At 72.0% G+C, this 17,142-nt stretch carries 13 protein-coding genes; 11 read left to right on the top strand and 2 right to left on the bottom strand.

The genetic code is table 11. From position 1 onward, the window contains the following. Window positions 1-165 precede the first annotated feature (165 nt). From WMF29_RS20915 to WMF29_RS20865, 11 genes are all read left to right on the top strand, one after another. Window positions 166-375, top strand: a complete 210-nt coding sequence (locus tag WMF29_RS20915; protein ID WP_012236467.1) for a ribbon-helix-helix domain-containing protein — start codon at window positions 166-168, stop codon at window positions 373-375. Between the two features lie 264 nt (window positions 376-639). Then, window positions 640-2,442: a translation elongation factor 4 gene (lepA, locus tag WMF29_RS20910; protein WP_437330521.1), complete on the top strand. Its 1,803-nt coding sequence runs from the start codon at window positions 640-642 to the stop codon at window positions 2,440-2,442. Window positions 2,443-2,535: 93 nt separating this feature from the next. Further along, window positions 2,536-3,183, top strand: coding sequence for a hypothetical protein (locus WMF29_RS20905; RefSeq protein WP_437330520.1), 648 nt, complete (start codon window positions 2,536-2,538; stop codon window positions 3,181-3,183). Between the two features lie 23 nt (window positions 3,184-3,206). Beyond that, complete coding sequence (locus tag WMF29_RS20900) at window positions 3,207-4,649, top strand: M16 family metallopeptidase (RefSeq protein ID WP_437330519.1); 1,443 nt, start codon at window positions 3,207-3,209, stop codon at window positions 4,647-4,649. Next, window positions 4,646-6,010 carry a M16 family metallopeptidase gene (locus WMF29_RS20895; protein ID WP_437330518.1) on the top strand — a complete coding sequence of 455 codons (1,365 nt, stop codon included), beginning with the start codon at window positions 4,646-4,648 and terminating at the stop codon, window positions 6,008-6,010. The genes WMF29_RS20900 and WMF29_RS20895 overlap by 4 nt, the downstream gene beginning before the upstream one ends. A 334-nt stretch (window positions 6,011-6,344) precedes the next feature. Further along, window positions 6,345-7,349: a collagen-like protein gene (locus WMF29_RS20890; protein ID WP_437330517.1), complete on the top strand. Its 1,005-nt coding sequence runs from the start codon at window positions 6,345-6,347 to the stop codon at window positions 7,347-7,349. 65 nt (window positions 7,350-7,414) lie between these two features. Continuing rightward, on the top strand, window positions 7,415-7,939 hold the full coding sequence (locus WMF29_RS20885) for a hypothetical protein (protein WP_437330516.1): 525 nt from the start codon (window positions 7,415-7,417) through the stop codon (window positions 7,937-7,939). A 100-nt stretch (window positions 7,940-8,039) separates the two neighbouring features. Then, entirely contained in the window at window positions 8,040-9,443 is a 1,404-nt protein-coding gene (locus WMF29_RS20880) for a tetratricopeptide repeat protein (RefSeq protein WP_437330515.1), read from the top strand. Between the two features lie 225 nt (window positions 9,444-9,668). Continuing rightward, window positions 9,669-11,234, top strand: a complete 1,566-nt coding sequence (locus tag WMF29_RS20875; RefSeq protein WP_437330514.1) for a protein kinase domain-containing protein — start codon at window positions 9,669-9,671, stop codon at window positions 11,232-11,234. Between the two features lie 36 nt (window positions 11,235-11,270). Further along, window positions 11,271-12,257: a hypothetical protein gene (locus WMF29_RS20870; RefSeq protein ID WP_437330513.1), complete on the top strand. Its 987-nt coding sequence runs from the start codon at window positions 11,271-11,273 to the stop codon at window positions 12,255-12,257. Then, a complete protein-coding gene (locus WMF29_RS20865) occupies window positions 12,257-13,462 on the top strand; it encodes a lipoprotein receptor (protein ID WP_437330512.1) in 1,206 nt (401 codons plus the stop codon). Before WMF29_RS20870 ends, WMF29_RS20865 begins: the two co-directional genes overlap by 1 nt. Window positions 13,463-13,526: 64 nt before the next feature. On the opposite strand, the gene asnB is transcribed toward WMF29_RS20865, so the two are convergent. Together asnB and WMF29_RS20855 are read right to left on the bottom strand one after the other, a co-directional pair. Further along, the gene (gene asnB, locus WMF29_RS20860) at window positions 13,527-15,539 is read right to left on the bottom strand and encodes an asparagine synthase (glutamine-hydrolyzing) (RefSeq protein ID WP_437330511.1); all 2,013 of its coding nucleotides are present in this window, start codon (window positions 15,537-15,539) and stop codon (window positions 13,527-13,529) included. Between the two features lies 1 nt (window position 15,540). After that, complete coding sequence (locus WMF29_RS20855) at window positions 15,541-17,130, bottom strand: class I adenylate-forming enzyme family protein (RefSeq protein WP_437330510.1); 1,590 nt, start codon at window positions 17,128-17,130, stop codon at window positions 15,541-15,543. Between the last annotated feature and the right edge of the window lie 12 nt (window positions 17,131-17,142).

Genomic DNA, 17,142 nt, shown 5'->3' with positions numbered 1-17,142 from the left:
GCGACGGACGCGACGGACGCGACCCACCACCCAGCCCGAGCCGATCCCCGAACCCCGGCGAGCTCGGTGGCGCCATTCCGATTGACATCATACGTACCGGCATCTAGGGTAACGTCTTGTCAGTCGTCCCCTTCGAGACTGGCGGGTTACCCTCCCGGGCGTGACATGTCGCGGAAGAAAGTCTCGACGACCATCTACATCACGCCCGAGCAGGCCGAGCGGCTGAAGATCCTGCACGAACGCACCAAGGTCCCGATCGCCGTCTACATCCGCGAAGGGATAGATATGGTCCTCAAGCACTACGAGCACGTGCTGCCAGGGCAGATGTCCCTGGAGAGCCCGCCGGTCGCCGCGCCGCCGATCCCGAAGAAATGACCGGCGCCGGGGGCCGCGAGGCTCTGGCCCTGGGAGGCCGGACGCCTTGGCGCCCGTCGCTCGGGGTGGATAGCTTCGCGGCGCGGGTCGCGCTAGGAGCAGGCACGCCGCGGTCCACCATTTCCCTCGGCGCTCGTAGAGCCGCGCGCAGCGGCTCGCTCCCCGGAGGGGCACGGACGTTCCAGTCCGCTCCCTCCCATCTCGGTCGAGGCCGCGCGCTGCGGCCGCCAACGCTGGTCAGGTCGCCGCGCCCTGAAGCTCGCTATGCCCGTTGATTCCAAGCTCATCCGCAACTTCTCGATCATCGCCCACATCGACCACGGCAAGTCCACGCTCGCCGACCGCATCCTCGACGCGACCGGGGCGCTCACCGCCCGCGAGCAGAAGGAGCAGTTCCTCGACAAGATGGACATCGAGCGCGAGCGGGGGATCACGATCAAGGCCCAGACCGTTCGCCTGGACTACACCGCCAAGGACGGGCAGACGTACCGGCTGCACCTCATCGACACGCCCGGGCACGTCGACTTCAACTACGAGGTCTCGCGCAGCCTCCAGGCGTGCGAGGGCGCGCTGCTCGTCGTCGACGCCACCCAGGGCGTCGAGGCGCAGACCCTCGCGAACGTCTTCCTCGCCCTGGACAACAACCTCGCGATCATCCCGGTCCTCAACAAGATCGACCTCCCCTCGGCCGACGTCGAGCGGACGACGCGCGAGATCGAGGACGTCATCGGCCTCGACTGCTCCGGCGCCATCCCCGCCAGCGCCAAGACCGGGATCGGCATCGCGGAGATCCTCGAGGCGGTGGTCGCGCGCATCCCGGCGCCGAAGGGCGACCTGAACGCGGCGCCCCGCGCCCTCATCTTCGACAGCTGGTACGACAGCTACCGCGGCGCGGTCGTCATGGTGCGCGTCGTCGACGGCGTCATCCGGAAGGGCCAGAAGGTCCGCTTCATGGCGACCGGCCGCGACTACGAGGTCACGGAGATGGGCGTGTTCACGCCCCACGCGACCGCCATCACCGAGCTCGGCCCGGGGGAGGTCGGCTTCCTCGTCGGCAACATCAAGAGCGTCGTCGACACGAAGATCGGCGACACGGTGACCGACGCCGTCCACCCCGCGACGACGCCGCTGCCCGGCTTCAAGGAGGTCAAGCCGATGGTCTTCGCCGGGATCTTCCCGACGGACTCGGCCCAGTACGAGGACCTCCGCGACGCCCTGTCGAAGCTCCACATGAACGACGCCGCGTTCGTCTTCGAGCCCGACACCTCCGAGGCGCTCGGCTTCGGCTTCCGGTGCGGCTTCCTCGGCCTGCTCCACATGGAGATCATCCAGGAGCGGCTGGAGCGCGAGTACAACCTCGACCTCATCACGACCGCGCCGAGCGTCGTCTACCACTGCTACCTGAACGACGGCTCGATGAAGTCGATCGAGAACCCCGCGAAGCTCCCGCCGCCGAACCTCACCGATCGCATCGAGGAGCCGATCTTCCGGATGACCGTCCACGTGCCCTCGGCGTACGTCGGCGCGGTCCTCGCCCTGTGCCAGGAGCGGCGCGGGGAGCAGAAGTCGATCCAGTACGCCTCGTCCGACCGCGTGATCATCACCTACGACATGCCCCTCAGCGAGGTGCTCTTCGACTTCCACGACAAGTTGAAGAGCGTGTCGCGCGGCTACGCGTCGATGGACTACGAGCTCGTCGGGTACCGCGCCGACGATCTCATCAAGCTGGACATGCTGGTGAACGGCGACCCGCTCGACGCCCTCAGCGTCATCGTGCACCGCGACAAGGCGTACGCCCGGGGCCGGGACCTCGCGGTGAAGCTCAAGGACATCGTGCCGCGCCAGCAGTACGAGGTCGCGATCCAGGCGGCGATCGGGTCGAAGGTCATCGCGCGGACGACCGTGAAGGCGATGCGCAAGGACGTGACCGCCAAGTGCTACGGCGGCGACATCAGCCGCAAGCGGAAGCTCCTCGAGAAGCAGAAGGAGGGCAAGAAGCGGATGAAGATGGTCGGGAGCGTCGAGATCCCGCAGGAGGCGTTCCTCGCCATCCTGAAGATCGACTGACGTGCGGGGGCGCCGGTCGCGGCGCGCCGTCTGCGAGCGCCGCGCGGCCACGCGAGCGTGGCGGCGCGCGGCGCTCGCTCGTATAAGCCGCCCATGCAGCCCGCCCCCGTCCGGCCGCGCGAGCTCCGCGCGGCGACCCCTGCCTTCGCCCTCGCCCTCGGCCTCGCCGTCCTCGCATGCGACGATCCGCGCGCGGCGGCGCCTCAAGCGTCCGCCTCGGCCTCGGCGCCGCCGGGCGCGGACAGCGCGGCGCCGGCCCCGAGCGCCGCGGCGACCCCCGCGGCCGCGGAGGCCGCGAAGAGAGATATGCCGCCGCGGCCGATCCCGATCGGGTCGAGCGGGCCGATCCAGCCGAGCGCGCCGCCGGAGCAGCAGATGATGGCGATCCAGTACACGCTCGCCATGGTGTCACCGCGGTCGACCGACCCGCTCGTCGACAAGCCGTACCTCGAGGGCATCCTGCCGAAGCTCGCCGTGGCGGTGCGCACCGCCGACAAGGGCAAGACGCCGCCGAACCCCGTCAAGGCGACCAAGGGGAACAGGAAGATCGAGGTCGACATGGGCAAGGGGTGCACCGAGCGCACCCCGTCCAACCTGCTCGCGCAGCGGGCAGGCTCCTCTCTGAAGGAGGCGTACGACGCCGGGATCCTCGTCGTCTCCTGCCACGACGACCGGTGGGAGTGCCACCAGTCGACGCGGGATCCGAGCGACGTCTTGTGCCACGCAGCGCCGCGGCGCTGAGCGTGGTATGGGCTGCGCCTGCCATGCAGGAGACGCTTGCCTACTCGGTCCCCGGCGCCAACGCGCTCCCTCGAATGGGTCCGCTCGCCGAGATGCTCGTCGAGCTGAACCGCGAACGCCCGCCGCTCGCCCGGCTGCGCCACGACGCCACCGTCGCGTTCGGCCCGACGATGCGCGTCGAGCGCTTCGCCCTCGGGAACGGGCTCAAGGTGCTCGTGCTCGTCGACCCCTCGGCGCCCGTGGTCTGCCTTCAGACCTGGTTCGGCGTCGGCTCGCGCCATGAGCGCGTGGGCAAGACCGGCATCGCCCACCTCTTCGAGCACCTCATGTTCGGCGAGACGGAGAGCGTCGCCCACGGCGCGTTCGACCGGATGCTCGAGGAGGCCGGCGCCGAGACGAACGCGGCGACGTTCCTCGACTGGACCTACTACCACACGAACCTGCCGAAGGACGCGCTCGAGCTCACCCTCCGCCTCGAGGCGGAGCGCATGGCGCGGCTCGTCCTCCGCGATCCGCAGGTGTCGAGCGAGAAGGAGGTCGTCGCCAACGAGCGGAGGCAGCGGGTCGACGACGACGTCGACGGGGCGGTGAGCGAGCTGCTCTACAAGGAGGCGTTCACCAAGCACGCCTACGGGTGGCCGACCATCGGCTGGATGGAGGACATCAAGGGCTTCACGACCGAGGACTGCGTCGAGTTCTACCGGACGTACTACGCCCCCAACAACGCGGCGCTGGTCATCGTCGGCGACGTCGCGCTCGACGAGGCGCTGCGCGGGGTGCAGGACCACTACGGCGCGCAGGAGCCGTCGAAGATCCCGGTCGAAGAGGTGTGCCCCGAGCCGCCGCAGATCGCGGAGCGCCGCGCCGAGGTGGTGAAGCCGACCGCCACGCACAAGGTCGCGATCGGCTATCGCGCGCCGGCGCTCGGGGATTTCGACCACGCGCCCCTCGCCCTGCTGAACGAGATCCTCTTCTCCGGGCGGTCGTCGCGCGTGCACCGCGCGCTCGTCCAGGAGCAGGAGATCGCGAGCGAGATCCGGGGCTGGGTCGGCTCGTTCCGCGATCCTTCGCTCTATGACATCTACCTCTCGGCCCGCGGCGAGCACACCGGCGAGGCGCTGCTCGCGGCCCTCGAGCCGCTCCTCGAGGCGGTGCGCCGCGCGCCGGTCACCGAGGCGGAGCTCGATCGCGCGAAGGCGCGCATCGAGCTCTCGGTCCTGCAAGGGCTCGAGACCGTCGCCGGCAAGGCCGAGCAGATCGGCTTCTACGAGACGGTGCTCGGCGATCCCGCGGCCCTGTTCGAGCGGCTCGCCGCCTACCGGCGGGCGACCGTCGGGGATCTGCTGCGCGTGGCGCGGCGCTACCTGGTGACCTCGGCGCGGACGGTGATCCACGTGATCCCGGACGGGACGAGCGACGAGGACGACGAGGACGGGACGGACGCGGAGAGCGAGGAGGCATCGTGAGCCAGAGCGTGAAGAGCGGCCTCGCCTGGGGCGCCGAGGGGCAGGGCAGGGGAGCGACGGGCGGCCGCGTGGCGCCCCGCGAGGGCGCGGTGCTCGTGGAGACGAGCCACGCGCTCCCCATCGTCAGCATCGTGGTCGCGTTCGCCTCCGGCTCGGCGCACGATCCGGCCGGGCGCGAGGGGCTCGCGCGCGTCACGGCGCGCATGCTCCGCCGCGGCGCGGAGGGCTACAGCGCGAACGAGATCGAGGAGACGATCGACGCGCTCGGCGGGGAGTTCGGCACCGACGTGGCGACGAGCGCGACGACGGTGCATTTCGAGGTGATCAAGCGCTCGCTCGATCGGTTCGTCGAGCTCGGGGCCACGCTCCTCGCCCGCCCGACGTTCTCGCCGCCGGAGCTCGCGCGGCTCCTGCGCGAGGCCGAGGCCGAGCTCATCGAGGCGCGCGACAGCGATCGCTCGCTCTGCAGCCGCGCCTTCCGGCGCACCCTGTTCGCCGGGCACCCCTACGGCCGCCGCACCGCGGGCACCATCCCGACGCTGCGGGAGATCACGCGCGACGACGTCGCCGCGTTCTACGCGCGGCACTACACCCGGCGCAACGCGATCGTCGCCATCTCGGGCGACATCGAGCCCGGCGAGGCGCACGTGGTCGCCGAGCGCCTCCTGTCCGGCCTGCCCGAGGGCGAGGCGATCCCCGATCCGGTGACGGATCCCGGGGCGAGGCCGGGGCGTTGCCTCGTGTTCGTCGACAAACCCGAGCGGACACAGACGCAGATGGTCATCGGCGGGCTCGGCACCGACGCCCACGACCCCGATCACATGGCGCTCCTGGTCGCGAACACCGCCTTCGGAGGCACCTTCTCGTCGCGGCTGATGCAGGAGGTGCGCGCGAAGCGTGGCTGGTCCTACGGCGCCTCGTCGCGCGCGGGCTTCGATCGGCACCGCGACGCGTTCACCATGTGGACCGCGCCCGCGGCGCAGGACGCCCCCGCCTGTCTCTCCCTGCAGCTCGGGTTGCTCGAGGCGCTGCGGCGCGACGGGATCACCGAGGACGAGCTCACGTTCGTGAAGCGCTACCTCGTCCGCTCGCACGCGTTCGAGATCGACACCGCGAGGAAGCGCGTGCACCAGAAGCTCGACGAGCTCCTGTACGATCTGCCGGAGGGGTACCACGAGACCTACCTGAAGCGGATCGAGGACGTCACGCTCGATGAGGCGAACGCCGCCGTGCGGCGCCGGATCTCGGAGGACGATCTCGTGATCGGCGTCGTCGGCACGCACGAGGAGATCGGCGAGGCGATCGCCGCGGCCGTCCCGAAGCTGGCCGAGGTGAAGGTCGAGCCGTACGATCTCGAGTAGCCGGCGCCGCGCCGAGGGCGATCACGTCGCGGCGCGCAGGCCGCGAAACCCGGGCGCGCGCCGTCTCGGGCGGCCTCGCCCCGCGGCGGCGAGGCCTCGGCGCTCGCGACGCTGGCGGCCTGCCCGAGCGGCGTCGGACGACCGGGAGCGCGATCGGAACCGCCCGTCGGCCGCTGGCATCCAAGGCGCTGCTCCTTCGCGAGATCGTGGCAGGGCTCGCGGCCCGCTCCAGGATCATCGACGCCTCCGGGCGCGATTGCTCAGCGCGCGCCGCGCGATGTCTGCCACGGCGCACCTTGCGCCGGCTCGCGAGGGCGAACCAGGGGAGCTCGCGATGAAGGCACGAACCATCCACGCGCCGGTCCTTGCGGCGGTGACCGCGCTGTCCGGGCCCGCTGCCGCGGCGGTCCCCGTCACGATCACCCACCAGGGGCGCCTCTTCGATTCGGTGGGCCAGCCCATCGACGACACGCTCGACGTGGTGTTCGCGTTCTACGACGCGCCCGACGCGCCCGTGCCCGTCTGGAGCGAGCTCCACACCGTCACGTTCGACCAAGGCTATTTCTCGGTCGACCTCGGCGAGCTCGCGCCCGTCGACAAGCCGGTCTTCGACGGCACGGCGCGCTTTCTGGGGATCACCGTGGGGGACGACCCCGAGATGCTGCCGCGCGCCAAGATCGCGAGCGTTCCGTATGCGCTCCAGGCCAGCAACGTCGCGGGGGACATCACGCCGAACTCGATCTCCATCGGCGGTCGCCTCGTCGTCGACAGCAGCGGCGTGTGGGTCGGCGATCCGATCGGCCTGCAGGGCGCGCCGGGGCCGGCGGGCCCGCCCGGCGCGGTGGGACCGGCCGGTCCGAGCGGGCCAGCTGGGCCGCCTGGTGCTGCCGGGCCGCCTGGTGCGCAGGGTGCGCCGGGGGCGGAGGGGCCGCAGGGACCCCCTGGCGTCATCTCGAGCACCTACGTTTCCGGCGCGGGCGCAGCCCCTCAGAAATCGCTGCAGTTCCTGGCTGCGCCCGCGACCGTGAGCGTGACGGCCCCGGGGCAGCGCGTCGTCGTCGTCTCGAACAAGGCGCTCGGAGCGGCGTCGACCCCCGCGGATCAGCTCCACCTCTGGATCTGTTCTCAGCAGCTCTCGCCTCTCGGGGAGCTCAGCCCAGAAGGGACGGGCGTCTATGCGGTCCAGGTCCCGGCGCACACCCGCATCCCCGTGGGGCTGAGCGCCGTGCTGTCGCCGCCCCCGGGCCAGTACAACGTCGGCCTCTGCGGGAAGTCCGATAGCCCCTTCTGGACCAACAACGACTATTCGTACACCTCCGCTGTCGTCTCGATGCAATAAGGTCGGGCCGGGCGGCCAACCTCGCGCGCCGCGAGGTGCGCGGCGGCTGCCCTCCGATCGCCACCATGCAGAAGGAGCTGATGACCCCCGCGGCGATCCTTCTCGGCAGCCTCTTCATCGCGGCAGGGCTCTACCTCGGGCTGCAGCGTCCGCCGCCGCCACCTGCGCCTCCGTCGGCCAGCGTGGAGGCCTCGACGGCGCGCGCGGGCGCGCTGCCTGCGCTCGCGGACGCGCCCGCTCCTTCGCTGCCTGCGCCTCAGCCCGCGTCGGCAGGGGCCTCGCCTCTGACGAGCGAGCTCTACAAGCGTGTCGAGGGGGACGCCGCCAAGGAGCTCGAAGCGCGCCGGTCGCTCTTCGTGAAGCAGTGCTGGGAGCCTTCGCTCAGGAAGAACCCGGCTCCAGCCCGCGCCAGGTACATCTTCAACATGACCTTCGATGCGTCGGGGAACGAGATCGCCCGCGGCATCAGCGAGGTGCGCGGGATGGATCGTCCCGACGCGGCGCAATGCCTCCGGATGATGCCGCTCGGGCTCGTGGTGCCGCCGCCCGGAAACCGCGTCTCGGTCGCGGTCGAGATGACCCTGCCATGAGCGCGCCGTGGCCGTGAGCGCGCCCTCGCCGCGGCGGACGCGCTGCAGCGATGCCTCTCCGCCGTTTGGTCCGCGATGGGCGGTGGGCTAAGGTCACGCCGTGCCTTGGCTTGCCGAGCTCGCCCTGCACCTCTGCCGCGCGCTGCACCTCCTGGTCCTGGCGGTCGCGCCCACGTGGCTCTCGCCTGAGCCGCTCCCGGCCGGCGCGCTCGCCCTCTCGGGAGCGCTCTCGGCGGCCGCGCTCGCCGCGGCGCTCGGCCTGTCGGCGTGGTTCGCCGCGCGGCTCGATACGCGGCTCGCCAGGAACGGCGCGGCGCTGCTGTGGATCGCGCTCGCCGCGGCGCTCGCGGCCACGCTCTACTACCGCGGGCCTCGCGCGCCGCTCGCGCAGGGGGTCGTTTTCGTCGCATTGCCCCTGTGGGCGGCGCTCGCGACGCTCGCCGCTGCCGCCGCGGAGCGCTGGCTCGGTTCGAGCTTCAAGCACCGGCGCATGGGGGCCGCGATCGTCGTGATCGGCCTCGGCGTCGTCCAGCTGAACGGGGCAGCGCCCCTGCTCGGGTCGCGCGAGCGGATGTGGTGGGCGGCGCTTCGCCGCGACGGCGCACACCTGCGCGCGATCGACGAGCTCGCGAGGCCGCTCCGCGAGCGGCGCAAGCTCGACGATCTCGACGGCGTCGCGGCGCGCTGCCTGAGGATGCACCCCGCCGCCGCCGCGGCGCCCGCCGCGCCCGTCACGTGTGCCTGCCTCGCGCTGCGCGCCGAGGCGAGGCTGCACGCCCGCAACGCTGGCGCCGCCCTCCGCGACGCGGAGTCCGCGCGCGAGCGGTGCCCGGAGCAGAGCAGCACGCGCGCGGTCCTGGCCGAGGCGCTCGCCGTCGCCGGCCGCCCCGAGCGCGCCGAGGCCGAGGCGCGGGCCGCGCTCGAGGAGGGCGGCGACCCGTCGCGGCTCCGCTATGCGCTCGCGCTCGCGCTCGAGCGCGCGGGTCGCCTGGCCGAGGCCAGGGCCGAGGCGGATCGCGCGATCGACGCCGGCGCTGGCCGGAAGGCGCAGCTCCTCGCGGGAGCGCTCGCGATCCTGGCCGGGGATCTCGACGGGGCGAAGGCGCGCCTCACGCCGCTCGCCGAGCAGGATCCCTCGGACGCCGAGGCGCTCTACAACCTCGCGCTCATCGCCGACAAGCGCGGCGACTACAACGGCGCACGTCAGGGTTACCTCGCCGCCCTGAAGGCCGATCCCAGGAGCGCCGATGCGCGCTACAACCTCGCGCTCCTGACGTTCCGCGCGGGCATCGTCGAGGAGTCGCGCCACCACGTCCGCAAGTTCCTCGACGCGTTCCCGGACGATCCGCGGGGCAGCCAGCTCGCGCAGACGACGGGCACGCCGCTCGGCAAGACGGACAAGGCGGACAAGACGGACACGACCGACGGCGCCGCGCTTCCGGGCCGGCCCGGCGCGCGGCGGCCTCTGCAGGAGCCCGCCGCCGCGAGCTCGGGTTCTCGCTAGCCTCCGCCGCGAAGCGTCGTAAACGTCGCAAGCGGTGCAACTGGTGCAACTGATGCAACTGATGCAACTGATGCAAGCATCGCAAACGGTGCAAATGCAGGGCGCGCGCGGGGGATGGCGGCGCTTCTGCGCCATTTCGCGCTGTCGGCCCCAGCTCACTTTTGCACGGCGTGAACGTGACCCTGGACGACGACCTGTGTTATTCCAGAAGGTCTGGGAGGCTCCGTGACACCCGCCGCGGGGAACACCGTTGCCGATCGCTTTCGCCTGGTGCGTCCGCTCAGGCAAGGTGGGATGGGCTCGGTGTGGCTCGCCCAGCACCTCGGCCTCGACATCCCGTGCGCGATCAAGTTCATGAACGCGCAGGGCGTCTCGAAGGAGGTGCGGCACCGGTTCGAGCGCGAGGCGAAGGTCGCCGCGCAGATCCGCAGCCCGCACGTCGTGCAGATCCTCGACCACGGCGTCTGGCAGGGCACGCCGTACATCGCGATGGAGTACCTCGAGGGGGAAGACCTCGATACCCGCATCCAGCGCGTGGGGCGGCTCGACCCGCACGACACGATGGCGATCACGGCGCAGGTGGCGCGCGCGCTCACGAAGGCTCACGCGAGCGGCCTTGTCCATCGCGACCTCAAGCCGGCCAACATCTTCCTCGTCCGGGACGACGACAGGGAGATCGCCAAGGTGCTCGATTTCGGCATCGCGAAGGACAGCACGCATCAAGTGACCTCCACCACGAAGACCGGCTCGCTGCTCGGGACGCCCGCGTACATGAGCCCGGAGCAGGCGCAGGGCACCAAGAGCATCGATCACCGCTCGGACCTCTGGTCGCTCGCCGTCGTCGTGTTCGAGTGCCTCACCGGCAAGCTCCCGTTCAACAGCGAGGCGTTCGGCGATCTGCTCCTCAAGATCATGGTCAAGCCGCTGCCCGTGCCGTCGCAGCTCGCCCCCGTGCCGCCCGGCTTCGACGCCTGGTGGGCCCGCGCGGCGTCGCGCGAGCCGGAGGCGCGGTTCCAGAGCGCGAAGGAGTTCTGCGACGCGCTCGCGATCGCGCTCGACCTCGCGAGCGAGAGCTTCGAGCCCAGGACGAGCATCGTCGGCCCGTTCCGCGCGTCCGGAGAGCGCATCTCGGTGGAGCTCGGGTTCGCGCCACGATCGAGGGAGAGCGCGGCGCTCCCCGACGCGGGGCCCGACAGCGCGGCGCCTTCGTTCGGCGACGCGGTCACGCTGATAGCCTCGTCGGACGCCGAGGTCGCGCGGACCTCGGCCGGGCCCGGCGCGACGGTGGCCTCGCCAGGAGCTGCGGAGGCCGCGTCCGCGATGGTCGGCCGCCAGATGCGGTCGCAGACCGCCAGCGCGCTGGTCTCGGTGGTGTCTACCCCGGTCCGGCGGCCTGTCGTCGGACGCGCGCTCGCCGCCGCGGCGGCCGGCGCGGTCGTTCTCGTGGCCGTCGCGTTCTTCGCCCTGCGCGGCGGGAGCCCTGACGCGACGGGGCGGCCGCTCGCGCAGCCGGCTCCCAACGCGTCGGTGTCCGATGCGCCGCGGTGGCCCGACGTCGTGGCGCCGGCCACGGCCTCCGCACAGGCGCCGGAGCCGCCCTCCTCTGTGGCCCCGGCGGCCGCGGGCTCTGCGACGGCGCCCGCGGCGTCTATGCCGGCGTCCCCGGTCTCGGCGACGCCGGCGAGCGGCCCGCGTGTGCCAGCGGCTCAGCCCGCCCAGGCGAAGCCGCGCTCCCCCGCGCCGCCGGGGAGCGCGCGCCGCAAGCCGAAGCCGACGGACTTCGGCATCTGACGTTCACCCGCAGCACTTCGCACGGACCTCCTTCGTATGGCTCGTCGACTAGGGATCGCTTCCTTGCTGCTCGCCCTGACCTGCGCGCCCGCCGCGCTGGCGCAGGTCTCGGACGCCGATCGCGCGACCGCGCGCTCGCTCGCCGTGGAGGGGCAGGAGGCCCTCGAGCGGAAGGACTTCGCGGCCGCGCTCGATCGGTTCAGCCGCGCCGACGCCATCATCCACGCGCCGACGCTGCTGCTCGGCGTCGCCCGCGCCCAGGTGGGCGCGGGCCAGTGGATCGCGGCCCAGGAGTCGTACAGCCGCATCCTCCGCGAGGGAGCGCCGGAGAAGTCGCCCGAGCAGTTCTTCGAGGCGATCGCGGCCGCCCAGCGCGAGCTCGACGCGCTCGCGCCCCGGATCCCGCAGGTGCTCATCTCGGTGATCGGGCCGGACACCGCCACGGTCACGATCGACGACGCGCCGGTGCCGCGCGCCGCGCTCGGGGTCCGGCGGCCGGTCGATCCAGGCGACCACGTCGTCCGGGCGTCGGCCGCGGGGTTCGCTCCGATCGAGGTGAAGGTGACGCTCGCCGAGGGCGCCAGCGAGACCGTCGCGCTGGAGCTCAAGCCGGCCGCGCCGCCGCCTCCGGTCAAGCCGCGTCCGCCTGTGGCGCCGCGGCCAGATCAGGGCGCTTCTGCTTCCGGTTCCGGCAGCAGCCGCACGGTGCTGGCGATCGCCGCGCTCGGGCTCGGCGGGGCCGGGCTCGCGGCCGGCGCCGTCGGCGGCGTGCTCGCGCTCGGCAAGCACGGCGATCTGTCGGAGCGCTGCCCCGGCGGCCGGTGCGACCCGTCGCTCAAGGGCGAGCTCGACAGCTACCACGCGATGGGCACGCTCTCGACGATCGGGTTCGCGATCGGCGCGGTGGGCGTCGGCGCGGGCACGGTCCTGCTGCTCACAGCGCCGAGGTCGCCGCAGCGCGCCGGGATATCGATCACGCCCGTGATCGGGCTCGGCTCCGCGGGGGCGAAGGGGAGTTTCTGATGCGCCAGGCGTTCGGAATCGGCTCGATGCTCTGCGTTGCCATCATGACCGCCGCGGCATGCACCAGCGTGCTCGGGGACTTCACGGTGAGCGAAGCCAGCGCGAGCTCGGCCGGTGGAGGCGATGGGTGCGCGGCCGGCACGGCGGACTGCGACGGCAACCCCGACGACTGCGAGGTGAACCTGCTCGACGACCCGCAGAACTGCGGCGCTTGCGGCGCTGTGTGCCTGGACGGCGGGAGGTGCAGCGCGACCGGCTGCAGCGGGGTCACGGAGATCGCGCGCGGGTTTCCGACCATCGAGGCGCCGAACGCGAACCTGCTCACCGTCTACCAGGGCGAGGTCTACTGGACGGCGGGCGAAGGCACGGATGGCAGCGTGCAAAAAGTGTCGGTCCTCGGCGGAGCCGTCACGACGCTCGCCGTCGGCCAGAACGCTCCGTACGGGATCGCCGTCAACCAGCACGGCGTCTTCTGGTCCAACCTCAACGACAAGGACGTCTTGACGGTGGACCGCAACGGAGCACGCACGCCAGAGGTGCTCTTCGACTCGGACTTCGCGACCCTCGGCGTGGCCGCGGACGAGGAAGCGGTGTTCTGGGCGCAGCGCGCGGCCGGCATCGGCACGCCGGGCGAGGGGAGCCTCATCGGCAAGATCACGATGCCCGATGCGGAGGTGGACGACGAGTTCCACGAGGACAACAACGTGTCGCCGCACCTCATCGCGATCGACCGAGAGCACGTGTACTGGGTCGATCGGAGCCTGCGCGGCTCGGTGAACCGGACGCAGCGGGCGACCGGCGACACGCAGCGACTGGCCAGGGAGCAGCTGTTTCCGTACGCGATCGCCGTGGACGACGACCACGTCTACTGGACCAACAGCCCGCGCGGGGATCACGCCGGCGAGCTGTCTGCGGTGATGAGGGCGCCAAAGGACGGCTCGGAGGACGCGGCGGCTGTCTGGACGGCCATCGAGGATGATGACGTGGCGCATGCGTCTCCCGACTGCATCGCCGTGGATGGGTTCGATGAGTTCGTCTACTGGACCGACCAGGGGTCACCCCGCGTGATGCGGAAGCGCAAGGACGGCACCGGCAGGGCGCGGCCGCTGTACGAGGGCGGCACGCCGCGCGGTATCGCGCTCGCCGGCGGGTTCGTCTTCTGGGCGGACGAGAGCAGCGGCACGATACGCAAGCGGGCCCGCTGAGGGGCGGCTCCCATGCGCCCCGCGGCGCCGCGCCCCGGCTCAGCGCGGCGCTGCGCGCGCCCGCTCAGCCCGCGGCGTCGCGCACCCGGTCGACATCGACGCCCAGCCGGCCGGACGTGTCGTCGGCGGCCGAGACGACGCGCGCACCCTGGATGATGTCGCGCGCCATGAGCTGCGTGGAGAGGATGGCGCAGAACGCCATGTCGTCGGTGTTGCTCATCGACTTGCCGCCGGTCTTGCGGCACTTCGCGACGAGCGCCGCGACGGGCTGCGCCTGCCAGATGCCGGCGTCTTTGATGGCGTCCGGCGACAGGCACGCCTCGACATAGTCCGGCGTCCCGCTCCCGAAGAACGGCTGCACCACGGGCGCGCGGTACGGCTGCTTCTTCCGCTCGAGGACGCCGGGCGGCAGGAGATCGCCCATCGCGCGCTTCAGCACGTGCTTCTCGTCGAGGGTGCGGAGCTTGAGCGCGTCCGGCAGCGCGTCCGCCACGTCCATCACGTTGGGATCGAGGAACGGGAAGCGCCCCTCGACCGAGTTCGCCATCATCATGCGCTCGCCCTGGGAGGAGAGCAGGTAGCCGGAGAGCAGCGTCGTGATCTCCAGGTACTGCGCGCGCGCGAGCGGCGTCCATCGCATGAAGTCGCGCGGCAGCTGCTCCCTCAGGCGATCTGCCGCGGCGGTGTCGCCGATGCCCTCGCGCATCGCGGGATCGAGCATCAGCTTGATGCGGCTCGTGGCGTCCCACCGCGGGCGATGGGAGTAGAACGGGTCGTCCGTCTGCGCGAGGTTCCGCCCGAAGAAGGCCTTGGCCATCTCGACCTGCGCGACCGGCGACCGCTGGAGGTAGGGGTAGAGCCGGAGGAGGAGCTGCGGCCTGAGCTTGCTGTCCGGGTGGCGCGCCCAGAAGCGGCGCACCCGGTCCTCGCGGAAGATGTCGTAGCCGGCGAAGAACTCGTCGGCGCCCTCGCCCGTCAGCACCACGCGGTAGCCGCTCTGCCGGACGAGGCGCGCCAGGATGAACAGCGGGGCCGGGGCGGTGCGCAGCAGCGGGGCCTCGGCGTGGTAGACGACCTCCGGGAAGACGCCGGCGATGTCGGCGTCGCCGCACTGGATCGACGCGTGCGACGTGCCGAGGTGCGCGACGGCGGCGCGCTGGTACTCGGCCTCGTCGAACTCGCGCTCGGCGAACTCGACCGAGAACGTGCGCAGCGGCACCTCGCGGTTCGACGCGATGAGCGCCGCGACGATCGTGGAGTCGAGCCCGCCGCTCAGGTAGCTGCCGACGGGGACGTCGGCGCGCAGGCGGATCGTCGAGCCGCCGCGGACCGCCTCGCGCACGCTGGACACGAGCCCGGCCTCGTCGCCGCCGGGCGCGCGCCCGATGGGGAACTCGGGGCGGAAGCGGACCGAGACGCGCGGCGCCACGTCGCGATCGAGATCGAGCGTCGCCACCGCGCCCGGCGGGATCTGCTGGATGCCCTCGTACGGCGTGAGCGGGGCGATCGGCGCCCAGAACGTCAGCGCCTCGTCGAGGCCCTCGCGCGAGATCGCGCGGGGGATGGTGGGGTCCTGGAAGAGCGACTTCACCTCGCTGGCGAACCGGAGGACGCCGCGGTGGACCGTCCAGAAGAGCGGGTTGATGCCGACGCGGTCGCGCGAGAAGAACGCGCGCCGCCGCTTGACGTCCCAGATGACGAACGCCCACTGGCCGTTCAGCCGATCGACCATGGCCTCGCCGTACTCGGCGTAGGCATGGATCAGCGCCTCGGTGTCGCTCTTGGTCCGGAAGTGGTGGCCCTTCGCCGTGAGCTCCTCGCGGAGCTCGATGTAGTTGAAGATCTCGCCGTTGAAGCAGACCCAGAGCGTCTCGTCGGCGTTGGCCATCGGCTGCCAGCCGCCGTCGAGGTCGATGATCGACAGGCGCGAGTGGGCCAGCGCGACGTGGCGATCGCGGTAGATGCCGAAGCCGTCGGGGCCGCGGTGGCGGAGCGCCCGCGCCATCTTGAGGGCCAGCTCGCGGTCGGGGTTCGGCGCGTCGGTGCGTAGGTTGATGAGGCCGGCGATACCGCACATATCAGATGAGCTCGCTCTTCTTGACTTTGCCGCTCGCCGTCTTGGGGAGCGAATCCATGAACTCGACGAACTTGGGCACGGCGACCTCGTCGAGCTCGGACCGCACCTTCTTGCGGACGTCGTCGGCGGTCACCGCGGCGTCAGGGGCCTTCACCACGGCGGCCTTCACCGCGACCCCGAGCACCTGATCCGGCACGCCGACGACCGCCGCCTCGACGACGCCCGGGACCTTGCAGATCACGGACTCGACCTCGAGGGGGCTCACCTTCTCGCCGCGGGTCTTGATGATGTCGTCCTTGCGCGCGACGAAGTAGAGGTACCGGTCCTCGTCCATCTTGAAGAGGTCGCCGGTGTGGAGCACGACCTCCCCCGGGAGGGGCCCCGGCCGGAGCGCGCGGGCGGTCGCCTCGGGGTTCCTCCAGTAGCCGCGCATCACGTTCGGCCCGCGCACGACGAGCTCGCCCACCTCGCCCGGCTCCGCGTGCGCGCCGTCCTCCCGCTCGATCCAGAGCTCCTCGTTCGGCATCGCGATGCCCACGGAGGACGGCCGCTCGAGCGCCAGCGAGGGCGGCAGGTAGCAGACGCGCGTGCACTCGGTCTGGCCGTACATCGCGAAGAACGAGACGTTGGGCAGGAGCTCGCGGAGGCGCAGGAGCTGCGGCGCCGGGAGCCCGTACGCGGCGTTCGTCATGTACCGGAGCGCCGAGAGATCGGCCTTCGCGAAGTTCTTGAGCGAGAGCATCGACGCGAAGATCGTCGGCACGCCCGCGAAGCCGGTCGCCCGCTCCTCGGCCATCCGCTGGACGATGGGCCACGGCATGGAGAAGCCCTTCTCGAGCACGACGGTCCCGCCGAACGCGTGCGTCACGAGCAGCTGGAAGAGCCCGTAGGTGTGCGACAGGGGCAGCACGCAGAGGATCACGTCGTCCGCCGTCTGCTCGAGGTACGCGCCGATGGCCGCGGTGCTGTTGCGGAGGTTCTGGTGCGTCAGCATGACCCCCTTCGACTCGCCCGTGCTGCCGCTCGTCCAGCAGAGCGTCGCCAGATCGAGCTCGATCGCGCGGCGCGCAGGGGGCTCGCCGGGCGCGCCGGCCAGGGCCTCCTGGAAGTCGCGCCCGTCGGGCGGGGGCCCGGCCGCGGCCGGGGGAGCCGCGCCGCTCAGGAAGGTCGCCGCCGGCCTCGCGCCGGGCGGGAGCTCGGCCACGGCGGCGAGGCTCTCGCGCATGCCGCGCGCCGCCACAAACACGCGGGGGGCGGCGAGCTCCATCACCTGACCGAGGCGCCGCGGTCGCATCGCGGTGCCGAGCAGCGACGGCACGCCGTCGGCCCGGAGCGCTCCGTAGTACGCGATGACCGCGTCCACGCCGTTGTCGAGCGCGACCATGACGCGATCGCCGCGCTGCACGCCCGCCTCGCGGAACAGGGCGGCGCAGCGATCGGCGAGCGCGTCGAGCTCCCGGTACGTGATCCGCCGTCCCTCGCAGACCAGCGCGACGTGGTCGGGGCGCGAGGCGGCGAACGATCGCAGCCCGGAGTCGATGAGAAAGCGATCCGAGCGCGGATCGCGACGAGCGGTCTGCTGCGTGCTCATGCGCCCCCCGGG

This window comes from Sorangium sp. So ce381 (assembly GCF_051473845.1).
GTDB classification, from domain to species: domain Bacteria; phylum Myxococcota_A; class Polyangia; order Polyangiales; family Polyangiaceae; genus Sorangium; species Sorangium atrum.
This window is presented reverse-complemented; position numbering and strand designations above follow the sequence as displayed.

Coding starts and splice junctions, on each gene's coding strand:
- WMF29_RS20890 (WP_437330517.1), top strand. CDS start 6,345: ATGAAGGCACGAACCATCCACGCGCCGGTCCTTGCGGCGGTGACCGCG.
- WMF29_RS20915 (WP_012236467.1), top strand. CDS start 166: ATGTCGCGGAAGAAAGTCTCGACGACCATCTACATCACGCCCGAGCAG.
- WMF29_RS20900 (WP_437330519.1), top strand. CDS start 3,207: ATGCAGGAGACGCTTGCCTACTCGGTCCCCGGCGCCAACGCGCTCCCT.
- WMF29_RS20855 (WP_437330510.1), bottom strand. CDS start 17,130: ATGAGCACGCAGCAGACCGCTCGTCGCGATCCGCGCTCGGATCGCTTT.
- WMF29_RS20885 (WP_437330516.1), top strand. CDS start 7,415: ATGCAGAAGGAGCTGATGACCCCCGCGGCGATCCTTCTCGGCAGCCTC.
- WMF29_RS20905 (WP_437330520.1), top strand. CDS start 2,536: ATGCAGCCCGCCCCCGTCCGGCCGCGCGAGCTCCGCGCGGCGACCCCT.
- WMF29_RS20870 (WP_437330513.1), top strand. CDS start 11,271: ATGGCTCGTCGACTAGGGATCGCTTCCTTGCTGCTCGCCCTGACCTGC.
- lepA (WP_437330521.1), top strand. CDS start 640: ATGCCCGTTGATTCCAAGCTCATCCGCAACTTCTCGATCATCGCCCAC.
- WMF29_RS20865 (WP_437330512.1), top strand. CDS start 12,257: ATGCGCCAGGCGTTCGGAATCGGCTCGATGCTCTGCGTTGCCATCATG.
- asnB (WP_437330511.1), bottom strand. CDS start 15,539: ATGTGCGGTATCGCCGGCCTCATCAACCTACGCACCGACGCGCCGAAC.